Source organism: Candidatus Bathyarchaeia archaeon, assembly GCA_041447175.1.
In the GTDB taxonomy this organism is placed as follows: domain Archaea; phylum Thermoproteota; class Bathyarchaeia; order Bathyarchaeales; family Bathycorpusculaceae; genus JADGNF01.
In genome coordinates, this window is sequence record CP166960.1 from 2,389,519 (window position 1) to 2,402,248 (window position 12,730).

A 12,730-nucleotide genomic window follows, 5' to 3' on the forward strand; every position below is an offset into this window, starting at 1 on the left:
TAGTTCTGTGGAGTCTTTGTGACCCGTTTTAAAAAAAGTTAGTTTTCTTCAAACATTCCTGAAAGAATGTTTGTGGTGCTCCGGCCGGGATTCGGACCCGGGTCTTCGGCTCGAAAGGCCGGAATACTTGACCGGACTATACTACCGGAGCTCATGTTGCCACTGTTACGCCAAGCCTTCAAATGCTACTTTCTCTTTCTATATATAGCTACTGAGTCTTTTTTGTCGGAGTACACATATTCAAATCCTGCTTCTGTTAATTTACCTTCCCCTTCCGTAACGGGAAATTTTGCGGCTCCGTTTTTCTGCCCTTCTCGCTTGACGACTCAGTTTCAACATTGAAACTTCAACTGCGTATTTATACTTCATGCTTTTGCGTACCCCCACCCATATGTTCGGCGGTGAAGTGTTCATTGTAGGTCTTATGACGCTTACTGTTTTAGAAACTATGTTTTGGATAAAACAATTTGTGTTGATTGTTGCTTAATATATGGGGGTTTTGTGGGTAGGGTTTACACTAACAAGATGTTTTAAGCAATAAAAGTAGTCTTTCTAACCATAAGTTAGGAGAGTTAGACGATGAAAATCAAACAAAAAACAATTCCTGTCCTTGCCCTGATATTGCTTCTAACCATCTCGGGCATGATGGCGGGCATACAAACAGCCACCGCGCATGACCCACCCTGGGAAATTCCAACGTACACTTACATTTCTGCAAGTAACAACCCGATTGGTGCAGGACAAACGCTTGTCCTTGTCTTCTGGGCAAATGCTGTTCCAGTGACGGCTCAAGGGACGTACGGAGACTTCTGGACTTTTGACGTGGATGTCACCAAACCTGACGGCTCAATTGAGACTTTGGGGCCATTTGACTCGGACCCCGTGGGTGGTTCTTATGCCCTGTACACCCCTGACCAATTGGGTGAGTACACTTTTGTGGCTAACTTCCTTGAACACACCATTACTGGTCAACCTCTGGATCCAAGGCTCAACACTACTGAGCAGTACAACTATGCTTACTGGGGAGACATTTACTTAGCCAGCCAAAGCAATCCTCTCACTGTTACGGTGCAACAGGAAGAAATCACCTCATGGAGTGAGACACCTCTACCAGACCGTTACTGGACAAGACCAGTTAACAACATAAACCGCGGCTGGAACGTGCTCTTGGGCAACTGGCTCTCAGGCGCAGCCCAAACAAACGGACCAACCACAAACTTCTGCTATGGCTCCGCTACAGAAAGCGCACACGTACTGTGGGCTACTCCTATGTGGTCTGGCGGAATCATGGACCAACGGTTCAACGACGAAGGCTTCAACGGAGGCCACTATGAAGGCATACAATTCAGTCCGCCGATTATCCTCGACGGTAAAATCTTCTACAACGTCAACACCTACCCCAAAGAGGGTTGGGTTGCACTTGACCTATACACTGGCGAGCAGCTATTCTTCCACAACACCACTGGACCCGTAACTGGTATGGGTGGAGGTTTTGACTCTGCGGGGTCGGTTGCGGGCGAATCTTTGGCTTTTGGACAAGTCTATGCGTACGAGTCGCCTAACCAGCACGGGGGCTTTCCCTACCTGTGGAGCACCACCTACTACAACGCTACGACAGGGCAAATTCAGCCTAACACCTGGAGTATGTTTGACGGCTACACTGGTAACTACATCTGCAGCATAAACAACGTGCCCTCTTGGGCTGCAAGCGGAGGCTTCTTTGCCAGCAGCGCAGCAGTCTATGGGCAAGACGGAAGCATACTCCGATACTACATTGCAAATCTTGGCACACCTGCAGACCCCAACCTTTACCTGCAAGTCTGGAACACCAGCCAAGCAATAATTTACCCAACCTACGGTAACACCAGCCAAGTCATCACGGCATCTAACGCTTACTGGATGTGGAGACCCACCTTAAACTTCACTTTCGACGGCAACTATGGCTACACCCTAAACGTGTCAATACCCAACGTGCAAGGCAGCCTAATCACCGTACGCGAAGGCCAATACGTAATCGGTGGAGTTAACGGCAAAGTCAACGACACCTACACTCAGGAAGGCAACCTGTGGGCACTAAACCTTGATCCAACAAAAGGCGAAATCGGCTCTTTGCTATGGAACATAACCTATCTACCACCAAAGAACGTGCCCGATTTAGCTGCAGGCACAGGCTTCTTTGCCTCTGGCGTCAGCTCCCCCACCGTAGACCCTGAAGACGGCGTATTCATCTTTAACAACAGAATCCTGCTGACTTGGTACGTATACAACTTGACGACAGGGGAACCCATCTGGACAAGTGAACCCGAAGGCGACTTCAACTTCTATGGCATGTACAGCAACATATACGAAGGAAAACTCCTCTCTACAGGCTACAGCGGCGTAGTAACCTGCTACAACATCACCAACGGCGACGTCCTCTGGAAGTACACCGCTGAACAGGAAGGCTTTGAATCACCCTACGGCAACTTCCCCTTGTATATTGCTGCAATTGCTGACGGTAAAATCTTCACGGTTTCGGGTGAACACTCGCCTAGTCAGCCTTTGTGGCGCGGCTCCTACATCCGTTGCATTGACGCAGACACTGGTGAGGAGGTTTGGAAGATTCTCCATTGGGGTGCTGGCATCGGCGGAGCACACCTGACTGGTGTATGCGTTTACATGGCAGACAGCTACGTGGTGGGGCTTAACCTCTACGACAACCAGATTTACTGTTACGGCAAAGGTTCCAGTGCGACCTCTGTTAACGTGCAAAACGATGTTGTCAGCTTAGGCAGCAGCGTGCTCATCACAGGTACAGTTACTGACGTGTCGCCTGGAGCCAAGAACAAGATTGCCAGCGGCGAATTTACTACTGTTCCCGCAGTTTCTGACGAAAGCCAAGAAGACTGGATGGAGTACATCTACGCACAGCAGGCTAAACCCAAAGACGCTACTGGTGTTCCAGTGTCTTTGTACACTTTAGACCCTAACGGCAACGATATCCATATAGCAGACGTAATCAGCGACGCCAGCGGCGGCTTCAAATACCTATGGACCCCTGATGTCCCCGGAGAATACACGGTTACAGCAACGTTTTGCGGCTCCGCGGCATACTATGGCTCAGAGGCAACAACATACGTCGGCGTAACTCCCGCATCTGCCGCCCCACTCGTCACCCCAACACCAACAATTCCAGGACAAACGACACCGCCAACTTCAACTCCAACACAACCCGTTTCCCCCTCACCTAGTGAGGCGCCCCAGCCAACAAGTGACGGTGAACCTACAACAACCTACATAGCCATTGGTGTAGCCGTGGTCATAATCGTTGCGTTAGTAGCGGTTCTGGTTCTGCGGCGCCGTAAATAAACACCCTTTTTTTTCCTTTTTTGAAGAAACGTGCCGCCAAAAAGACCGAAAAGGGCTGAACCGGCTATCTTCAACTCATGTTAAGCTTTCTTCTTTCTATGAACGTTTGAGCCCAGAAAACCATTTTTGTACACTACCAACCGCAAAATTAAATCCTAAACAGGTCATTTGGGTGCTTCTTTTTCCTTAAACAGAAACCCTGTTATCTGCTCAACCAACTTGCTTGTTGACTGCAGTTTATCTTCCACGTTGATTACGCGTTTTTCTAAGTCGTTGGATATGATTTTGCCTTCAATGCGGTTGGCGGAGCGGAACATAAGCATCACCCTGTAGACGTCAGTTATGGCTTTTTCCTGCTCTTCGGCTGATGCAGGCTTAATCCCTGCGCAAATTAAAAGTAAATCGACATAGTGTTCTTTGATTTTCAGTTCCTGATTTACAGAGGGATCCGTGGGGAAACCAATTGCCAACGGGTTTTTTTTGCTAAGTTCCGCGGCTGTGGGAAAATGAATAATGATGTCTCCTCTTATCCAGGCGGAAACAAATTCGGTTACGGTGCGGCGCACATCTTTGGGCGAAAACAACGCGGCGGAGCCTTGACTTTGCTTGCTTTTGCGGATTTTTACTCTAATGATTTTATTTTTTTCCACGTTTTCTATGCCTTTTTTTTCCACTTTATGCGCCCCCACGTTGAAGTCTTTGTTCTGGTGTTCTTTCCGTCTAACCGTGAATTAAATGTTTTCGATGCTTAACAACCTGTTAATAGGATATTTTGGCTGTTGAGGGTATTTTTCCCAGAATTTTTGCGGTGGCTTTTTCTACGCGTTCGCGGTTCTGCAGGTCAGTGTAGACCCTCAGGATGTTGATGAATCCTTTCAGTGTTTCAAAAATTTTTGAGATGTCGCTCATGCGGTAAAGTGTTTTTGCTCCTCTGCTATTCCTGCTAAAGACCGGTATTTCCATGTTCTCCATTAACGCGCTGTGATGATAGGGCACCGACGGCACCGTGGGCACATCAATGATAACCGCTTCTGCTTCAACTCCTGCTTCTTGGGCTATCTCTGCTTGAATTTGCTGACGGTACGCGTCGCGGCTAAATATGTTTGAAATCATGGTGTCTTTATCGTAGAAAGTGCGTTCGTAAGCGCATTTAAGCATGCTTCGCCGCTCCAAATTCTCGATTATCCCCTTAGATTTTGCGCATTTCTTGACGGCAGCCCAAACCGTGTAGTCATCCATCGCCAAATACTCTTCAGGCGTTTTAAACGAGGTCAACCCAAGCTCCTCGTTGGCTTTCTCCATGGCGGTGGCTAACATTATCTGTGCTGCTCTGCCTACGCGGTGGAAATATATGCTTTTGAACGATTCAATCCGCGCAATGATGAAGGATTCCAATGCCGAAAGCGCACCAAGCTCCACCGCCAAGTTTTCCCCAAAAACGTCCAAAGCGTGGATGAGCCTGAAAACGTCTATGAAACCGTACTCGGCACCAGTGTGGTAAGTGTCCCGCACGATGAAGTCTTGTTTATCAACGTCGACGGCGCTGCTAATTATTTGGTCTAAAAATGCTTTTCCCTGAGTATGCAGTTTGCCCACGGCCAGTTTGCCGATTTCTTCAGGTCGATAGCCCATCTTGCCAAGTTTGTCGGCTACTTCACTTTTTTCAACAATCCACGAGGTTATGTCTTCGTGAGTTTGGTCTAAGTCCCTGACAAGCAGATGCTCAAACACATGCGAGAATGGTCCATGCCCCACGTCGTGCAGTAACGCAGCTAGCCGTGTGCCCTGCGTGTCCTCGTCGTTTACAACGTGGCCAATGTTGGGGTTCTCCAAAACTTTGCCAGCAAGGTACATAACGCCCACACAGTGCTCAAACCGCGTGTGATTTGCTCCGGGATACACGTATTCGGAGCCAGCAAGCTGTCGCAGTCGACGAAGCCGCTGCATGGGGTAGGAGTCAATTATGTTTTTTTCTGCCTGAGTGATGTAAACGTACCCGTGAACGGGGTCCTTGATTTCGCCCCAGTAAGCCCTAGACATGACTTTTGCTCCCGCTGAGAATATTATTTATGCTTCTACCCATTAATGCTTACCCATAACCCTTAAACAAGCTGACCAAAATGAACCCAAAAGGCGCTTTCATAGTAATCGAAGGTTTAGACGGCTCAGGAAAAACCACCCAAGCAAAACTCCTAACCGCTGAACTCCAAAAAAAGTACCCTGCCATCTACACTGCTGAGCCCAGCCACGGAAAAATCGGCAAATTCATTCGCAACCAAATTCTATACGGGAACAGCCGCCCTCCAACCCATGTGGAAGCTCTGCTTTTCGCCGCTGACCGTCTTGAACACGTGGAAAACGAGGTGGCTCCAGCCATAGAGCAGGGTGTGGTAGTGATTTCTGATCGTTACGTTTACAGTTCTTTGGCTTATCAGGGAAGCGCAGGTTTGAGCATCGAATGGATTGAAACCATAAACCAGCACGCCCTAAAACCTGACCTCGCTTTGTTTATTGATGTGGACCCTGAGGTTGTGCTTAAGCGGCTCAAACGAAAAAAATCCGTCATGGAAAACCTTGAAACTCAACAAAAAGTCCGCGAAGTCTACCGGAAATATGTCCAAAACGGCGCCTTAAAAAGTATAAACGGCGATAAACCTAAAAAAGAAGTTGCCCAGCAAGTTCTTTTGACAGTTCGGTCTTTCTTGGAGAAACGGTTTTAGCTTTTTTCGAGGCGTTTTAGGCTTTTTCTTTTTGCTGTTTTGTTAACTTGGTGGTATATGAATTCACACAGGTCTTGGGGTGTGAGGTATCTTGGTCCGCGTTCATGGAAAACAGTGATGTCTATGGCGTCTTTTTCGGCAAATCCCAATCGCAGCATGTAGTAGTCAAATTTTAGCGGCGTCCTTTTTCCGTTTCCCGTTTTGTAGTACCGTATTGAGCAGAACCAATCCATAATTTGAAGAGTTGTCTTGTTCAGGGCGTTTTGCAGTTTTTGGTTTTCGTCTTCATTAAGGTAGACAAAGCCTGTCTCGTCAGCGATGCCGAACTCAAAAATTACACTGCCGCCAGGAATTGTTGGGTTGCCTGCTTCCTCAAAATTGAAATTGCAACCGTTGACTTCGTGGAAGACTTGGGCAATTTTTTTCTGCATTTTCTTTCTGGAAAATGAGGACGCGAAGGTTTCAGTGTGGTGGATGGTTAGTGGAAAGTTTTCGTATAACCCAAGCATCGGTTTAGCTCTTCATGCGTTTAATCTTCTCAAGGCTGGTGAGAAGTTCGGTGAGTGCGTTTGTGAGTTTTCCCAGTTCGTCTACGTCGTTTGTTTTTTCGATTTTTTCTTGCAGGTCTTGAACTTTTCTTATGAGTGTGGCTTCAAGTTTATCCATAGCCGTTTTGGTGCTGGATGGGGCTGCTGGTTCTTGTCCTTCTTTAACTATGACCACTTTTTTTTCGTCTTTACCGCACCATAATGTGCCGTCTTGTAGCCGAAAAAGTGGTGCAGAACAGTTTGGGCATGCCATGTCTGTTAAGGTTGCGCCTTGTCGAAGCAAATCAGCCATGCGTTTTATGTATGAATCGTTCTGGTTTTGCATTAACCGTAGACCCCAAAGTAAATAGGTACCAATGCTTATATAGCTTGATTACTGCGACATTCCAGTTGGTGCCAGTTTATGGTGCGGAAAAAGAAAACTGAAGAGTACGAGACGCGAATTAATCAGGCTTTAATGGTGCTTGGGGAAGTCTCTGAAGACAGTACAACGCCTCGAAACATTAGGCGTGCTGCGAAAGATTCTATGAATGCTCTGCAAAGCGGAGAATATACGCCTGCCGTGCGGGCCTCAAACGTGATTAGCATATTGGATGAGATTCTGCAGGACCCTAACATGCCCGCTTACACAAGGGTTAAACTGTGGAACATAATGAGCCTCATTGAAGCCATAAAAGACTGAGCCTTTTTTCTCAACCTTTAAAGCAGTTAGTTCCCTTTTCCCTTTGTTTACCCAATCCGCGGTTAGTATTATTGGTGTATGTTTTTGTTTTCTGTTCTTTTTGGAATAGCTGCTGTTTAGCTTGCTTTTTGAAGTGGGTAACTGCTTAACGCAAGTATTCCCCCAATTATCCCCAGTACTAGTCCCGCTATGAAGCCGCCGCCAGCTGAAATGCTTAAGACCGAAAACGCCACAATGGTGATTCCTCCCTGCCTCGCTAACGTAGGACTTTTGGCTAGGAACGCTCCATAGATAACAACCAGACCCACCACGATTGAGTTTATTCCTAAAATTTTGTAGTCCGCTCCTGAGAGGGCATGTTTACGAAATTCGCCTATCCCTAACTCCAATCCCCATTGGCTGCGGATTAATCGTAATGCTCCTTGAATCAGTATCAGAGATCCAGAAGCCGCTGACAGAACAAAAGCTTCCTTTACCTGCCTCTGTCTATGAACTAGCCACCCCTGCATACGCCTCAAACCCACTAGATAATCTAAAAATATGCCTTTTAATCATTTTGAACCACAAATCCTACTCCTAAGGCTATTTAGAGGCGCTTGGGGGGAACAACCAAAGTATAAAAACTCCTTTACCCTCTGGCTATACCCGAATAAGCTGCGTGTTTTGGCGGTTAAATGACTGGGCATTCCAGATTGGGCAAGCGTCTTTTCATTGTTGGCGTTGTAGTGCTGCTTGCTCTCAACTTGTACACTTTCATTGTTGCTTATCCCCAGACCTACACTCCCAGCCCCGGAATTAACACCTCGGGAAGCATACTGGCAAAAGATTTCTCCGCGTATTATGTGAGTTCTTGGAGGCTGTGGCACGCGCCTTCACAAATATACACCAAAGGCGCAATAGGCGAAGGCGAACCCGCCATACAACCATACCCTCAAACTTACAAGTACCTGCCCTCTTTTTCTTTGACGCTTTCCCCTTTGCTTTTGTTAGATTATCAGCAGGCGCTTTTGGTTTTTGATGTTTTCCAGTTCATGCTTCTGCCTTTGGTTGCTTTTTTCCTTTATCATTTACTGAAAAGTAAAGGGCTGCTGATTGCCTTTGCAGTTACAATAATTGCGCTGTTGATGCCTTCGCCGACGCCCAACTGGGGCTTCTCAGCCATCTACTATTGGCAGTGGGGCGAAGGGCAAGCCAAAGTTTTTGGCACCTTCCTACTTTTGCTCAGCCTGTACCTTGGAAGCCGCGGCAAGCCCTATTTGTCGGGGTTTTTTTTGGCGTTTGGTTTTTTTGACCCGCGCTTTGGCTTGTTAGCTTTGCCTCTTTTTGTAATGTACAACCGTAAAAACCTCAAAGCCGCCGCTCTCAGTTTAGTGGCAACTTTATGTATCTCTAATTTGATGCTTCTATATCCCGGTATGGCTGCAGGTTTTTTGCGGATGGTCTGGGATTCAGCAGTAACCACGCCCCTTTACTACTACGCGTTTATTCCCCTATTCACCTTGGTTTCCCTTACCATTTTAAATTTCAGAGAAATCGTTGCTGCTTTTACTTCCTTAGGCTCGCAGTTCAGACTTAAGGCTTCCAAAAAAGTTTAACTCACTGTTTAGTTTGTTATCTTACTTGCTTTTCGTATTTGAGCTTCGTTAAAAATATATGCTAGTGACTGCATCTAAAACAGGGCTCCACGGAGTTAATGCCATTGAAATACGACGTAATAATCGTTGGTGCCGGACCAGCAGGAATATTCTCCGCATTAGAACTAACTCAAAAAAATAACCTCAACGTTCTAGTTGTTGACCGCGGACAGGAAATTGATCAACGAAAATGTCCCTCAAGCCGCGGTTTAGAATGCCACCATTGTGAACCTTGCTCGATTCTTTCAGGTTGGGGTGGCGCTGGCGCTTATAGTGACGGTAAACTTACCTTATCCACTGAAGTTGGTGGGTGGCTTAATCAGTATGTGACTGAGCGAGAACTTCAAGAGCTCGTCAAATACGTTGACGATGTTTACTTGAAATTTGGTGCAAGCAAAGAAGTCTACGGCGGAGACGTGGATGCAGTGGATGAAATTGAACGCCAAGCAGCCGCTGCAAGTTTACGCTTGATTCGGCAAGAAGTTCGCCACATGGGCACCGAAAAATGCGCCGACACCCTGCGTATGATGCGCAGAGAACTTGACGAAAAAATCACGTTCATGCCTAAAACCGACGTGAAAGGGCTCCTCATCGAGAACCACGCCCTTAGAGGCATCGAAACCTCAGACGGCGAAAAAGCCACCGGAAAATACGTGATTGTTGCCCCTGGTCGGGGCGGAGCAGAGTGGCTGCAGACTGAAGCCCAAATCCGCGGCTTAAAAACCGTTAACAACCCCGTTGACGTGGGGGTACGCGTGGAAGTTTCCGCAACCGCCATGGAACGGCTCACCAAAGTGCTTTACGAACCCAAGCTTGTTTACTACAGCAAACTTTTTGACGATATGGTTCGAACCTTCTGTGTTTCACCTTATGGCGAAGTCACAACCGAATCCTACGACGGCGTTTTGACTGTCAACGGCGGAAGCTACGCTGAACGAAAAACCGACAACACAAACTTTGCGGTTCTTGTGAGCACCTCTTTCACGGAGCCCTTCAAAGAACCCATCGCCTACGGCAAATACATTGCCCGCCTTTCTAACTTGCTCAGTGGCGGGGTTATGGTGCAGCGTCTGGGTGATTTGGTTGCTGGACGAAGAAGCACTCCTGAACGATTAGCTCGAAGCGTCGTCACGCCCTCACTAAAGAACGCCACCCCTGGCGACCTGAGTTTCGTTTTGCCCTACCGTTATTTGCAGGACATCCGCGAGATGCTGCAGGCGTTGGACGTTATCGCGCCTGGTGTGCATTCACGGGATACTCTGCTTTATGGGGTTGAAGTGAAATTCTACTCTTCACATCTGCAGTTAACGAACTCTCTGGAAACCAAGATTCCCAACTTGTTCACCATCGGCGACGGCGCAGGCGTTACTCGCGGCTTGATTCAAGCTTCCGCCTCAGGCGTTATCGTAGCAAGGGAAATCCTGAAACGTGAGCATTTGAAGGCATAAACCATGGATGCGGTTGCCCAGTCAATCAGATGCAGCCACTGCGGTGCCCCCGTAAAATTTGACCCCGGCGAGTTAATTGCAACCTGCACTTACTGCGGCTTCACAACCGTCATAGAAACTGGACAAGCCTTCACCTTCGAACACAGCCTCATACTCAACAAGTACGACCCTCAAGCAGTTGAAGCGCCGATTAAGGATTGGATGCGCGGGGGCTTCTTAAAACCCGGCGATTTAGTACGGAAATCCAAGCTGACCGAAAAGAATCTGGTTTACTTGCCGTTTTGGGTGGTTTCGGTTGAAGCCAAAAGCGTCTACAAAGGCATCTTTGAACGCATCACGCCTGCAATAGTTAAAGAAGGTACCTTAACCAAGGAGTATGATTGGCTGGTTTTGGCGCGGGAAGCCTCAGTTTTTCCTACTCGCGAATACAAGGTTCCGCTGGCGGGCAAGATACCTTACGATTTTAGGCGAATCGAAGGTTTCGCTAAGATTTTAAACAGCGAAATTACTCGTGAAGACGCGTTGGAGCTTGCCCGTACTCAAATTGACACACGCCACCGGTTTTTGCTTCAAGAAGATGTTGACCGCGTTATTGAATTAAAAACAGATTTGGACCTTAAACAAATGGTTTACCTCCACGCACCCATCTGGTTTACACAGTACGAATACAAAGGTAAACTCTACCGATTAATTGTTGATGGCGCGACGGGGGCTGTGGTTAAAGGTGACATTCCATCCATAAGATTTTAAGGGTGGTTTCTTTTAAATTACTTCAACAGACTTCCCTTGTTATCAACGTTTATTGAACGGCGGAGGAAAGACAGGTGAGCGAAAAAAAAGAATTATATTCAGACGTAAAAGGCCAGATGCGTCTCTCAGAACGCATAGCCGCATTCATCCCCGGTTTTCGAGGCTATAAGGAAAAGGAGCTGCGTCGGGAAAGCGATAAACTGCTTAGAAATCATCTAAGCCTAAAGCTTTCCACCGCTAAAACGGACCTCAGAGATATATTTCAAAAGTTATCTGACCGCCGTTACTTCGACGTTTTAACCGACATGGACCGGTTAGTAGCTAAAATGGACCGTGTTGTCGGAAAAATCAATCATGCCTCATATGGCTACACGGGCTTTTTTGACGCCGTGAAAGTAAACGAAGAAGCGTTGGACCGCATGATAACCTTTGATGATAATCTTGTTGACGAAATCGAAGCTGTAACTTCAGCAATCGCCGCGTTCAAGGCTGACTTGGCAAGCGGCGAAACCAAAAACATCAAACCCCAAATCCAAAACGTCACGGCTAAACTGGAAGGTTTAGAAAACACGTTTGACCAACGTGAAGAAGTAATTTTAGGAGTGAACTAACATGCCGCAAGTTATTGAATGGCAAAATGCAGGCTCCGAAGACATCGTTTGGCGTTACCCCAAAGAAGACCTCACATGGGGCGCCCAGCTTGTTGTCCAAGAATACCAGATGGCTGTGTTCTTCCGAGACGGCAAAGCCTACGACGTATTTGGTCCTGGAAGACACACACTCACAACGCTAAATCTGCCCCTGCTGACTGGGCTGTTGACTCGGTTGGCTGGGTTTGGCGGAAATAAACCCTTCAAAGCTGCGGTCATCTACATAAGCACCCGTCTCTTCGCTGGCAAATGGGGCACACGCGCACAAACCACCGAATTGGCGCCATTGCAGGTGTTTGGGCAGTTCTGGTTCAAAATCGAAAACGCCTCCCTCTTTGTGAATGAAGTTGTGGGTGGACAAAACGCTTACACAACCGCCGAGGTTAACAATTACCTGCGGGGTTTTCTAAATGAAAAAATCATCGATGAACTTAGCCACTACGACTTGATTACAGTGTTTACGCGGCTGGACGAGACCTCAATTATCGTCAAAAACACGGTGATTGACTACTTCAAACGTGTTGGTATCGAAATGACTGACCTGCGCTTTGAAGGCATAGACACCACGCCCGAATATCGTGAACGTCTTTTTTGGCTTAAAACAGGCAAAACCGCCCCAGAAGATGTCTTGCGTATGGAGACCGTTAAAAACGCCGCTGAATCGCTGGGCAAGTCAGGTGGTGGCGGCGCAGCTCTGGGCACGGGTATGGTGCTTATCCCGCAAATCATGACGCCTACAGGAACACAAGCAGCCCCCGCTGCAGCCTTGGTCATATGCCCCAAATGCGGCAACAAGGTTCCCGCTACCAGCAAGTTCTGTCCTGACTGCGGAACGTCCCTTGCACCTCCAGCAGCAGGCGCAATTAACTGCCCGAAGTGCGGTAAGTCGATTCCTGCAAACTCCAAGTTCTGTCCTGAATGTGGACAGCAAATATCTTCATAACGGAGGC

The 12,730-nt window shown here is 47.5% G+C and carries 13 protein-coding genes and 1 tRNA gene; 8 read left to right on the forward strand and 6 right to left on the reverse strand.

Features of this window, described 5'->3' with window-relative positions:
- Nucleotides 1–73: 73 nt before the first annotated feature.
- A tRNA-Glu gene (locus tag ACBZ72_12340) sits at nt 74–151 on the reverse strand.
- A gap of 428 nt (nt 152–579) precedes the next feature.
- On the opposite strand from ACBZ72_12340, the gene ACBZ72_12345 reads away from it, so the two are divergent.
- Complete coding sequence (locus ACBZ72_12345) at nt 580–3,348, forward strand: PQQ-binding-like beta-propeller repeat protein (protein XES76947.1); 2,769 nt, start codon at nt 580–582, stop codon at nt 3,346–3,348.
- 164 nt (nt 3,349–3,512) lie between these two features.
- On the opposite strand, the gene ACBZ72_12350 is transcribed toward ACBZ72_12345, so the two are convergent.
- The gene (locus tag ACBZ72_12350) at nt 3,513–4,022 is read right to left on the reverse strand and encodes a hypothetical protein (GenBank protein ID XES76948.1); all 510 of its coding nucleotides are present in this window, start codon (nt 4,020–4,022) and stop codon (nt 3,513–3,515) included.
- Nucleotides 4,023–4,107: 85 nt separating this feature from the next.
- Nucleotides 4,108–5,388: an HD domain-containing protein gene (locus ACBZ72_12355; GenBank protein XES76949.1), complete on the reverse strand. Its 1,281-nt coding sequence runs from the start codon at nt 5,386–5,388 to the stop codon at nt 4,108–4,110.
- A gap of 80 nt (nt 5,389–5,468) precedes the next feature.
- Here ACBZ72_12355 and tmk point away from each other — a divergent pair, with 80 nt between their 5' ends.
- The gene (gene tmk / locus ACBZ72_12360) at nt 5,469–6,068 is read left to right on the forward strand and encodes a dTMP kinase (GenBank protein ID XES76950.1); all 600 of its coding nucleotides are present in this window, start codon (nt 5,469–5,471) and stop codon (nt 6,066–6,068) included.
- On the opposite strand, the gene ACBZ72_12365 is transcribed toward tmk, so the two are convergent.
- Both ACBZ72_12365 and ACBZ72_12370 read right to left on the reverse strand, forming a co-directional pair.
- Nucleotides 6,065–6,499, reverse strand: a complete 435-nt coding sequence (locus ACBZ72_12365; protein ID XES76951.1) for a hypothetical protein — start codon at nt 6,497–6,499, stop codon at nt 6,065–6,067. The two genes, tmk and ACBZ72_12365, sit on opposite strands and share 4 nt — an antisense overlap.
- A gap of 82 nt (nt 6,500–6,581) precedes the next feature.
- On the reverse strand, nt 6,582–6,941 hold the full coding sequence (locus tag ACBZ72_12370) for an Sjogren's syndrome/scleroderma autoantigen 1 family protein (GenBank protein ID XES76952.1): 360 nt from the start codon (nt 6,939–6,941) through the stop codon (nt 6,582–6,584).
- 78 nt (nt 6,942–7,019) lie between these two features.
- On the opposite strand from ACBZ72_12370, the gene ACBZ72_12375 reads away from it, so the two are divergent.
- Nucleotides 7,020–7,298 carry a UPF0147 family protein gene (locus tag ACBZ72_12375; protein XES76953.1) on the forward strand — a complete coding sequence of 93 codons (279 nt, stop codon included), beginning with the start codon at nt 7,020–7,022 and terminating at the stop codon, nt 7,296–7,298.
- A gap of 116 nt (nt 7,299–7,414) precedes the next feature.
- On the opposite strand, the gene ACBZ72_12380 is transcribed toward ACBZ72_12375, so the two are convergent.
- Nucleotides 7,415–7,807 carry a hypothetical protein gene (locus ACBZ72_12380; protein XES76954.1) on the reverse strand — a complete coding sequence of 131 codons (393 nt, stop codon included), beginning with the start codon at nt 7,805–7,807 and terminating at the stop codon, nt 7,415–7,417.
- A 183-nt stretch (nt 7,808–7,990) separates the two neighbouring features.
- Between ACBZ72_12380 and ACBZ72_12385 the strand changes: the two genes are divergently transcribed.
- The 5 genes from ACBZ72_12385 to ACBZ72_12405 all read left to right on the forward strand — a co-directional run bounded on the left by ACBZ72_12385 (nt 7,991) and on the right by ACBZ72_12405 (nt 12,723).
- Nucleotides 7,991–8,893, forward strand: a complete 903-nt coding sequence (locus ACBZ72_12385) for a hypothetical protein (protein ID XES76955.1) — start codon at nt 7,991–7,993, stop codon at nt 8,891–8,893.
- Between the two features lie 98 nt (nt 8,894–8,991).
- Nucleotides 8,992–10,380, forward strand: a complete 1,389-nt coding sequence (locus tag ACBZ72_12390) for an NAD(P)/FAD-dependent oxidoreductase (protein XES76956.1) — start codon at nt 8,992–8,994, stop codon at nt 10,378–10,380.
- Nucleotides 10,381–10,383: 3 nt separating this feature from the next.
- On the forward strand, nt 10,384–11,130 hold the full coding sequence (locus ACBZ72_12395; protein XES76957.1) for a hypothetical protein: 747 nt from the start codon (nt 10,384–10,386) through the stop codon (nt 11,128–11,130).
- A gap of 74 nt (nt 11,131–11,204) precedes the next feature.
- Nucleotides 11,205–11,741 (forward strand): hypothetical protein, encoded by a 537-nt coding sequence (locus tag ACBZ72_12400; protein XES76958.1) that lies wholly within the window; start codon nt 11,205–11,207, stop codon nt 11,739–11,741.
- Between the two features lies 1 nt (nt 11,742).
- Entirely contained in the window at nt 11,743–12,723 is a 981-nt protein-coding gene (locus ACBZ72_12405) for an SPFH domain-containing protein (protein XES76959.1), read from the forward strand.
- The last annotated feature ends 7 nt before the right edge of the window (nt 12,724–12,730 follow it).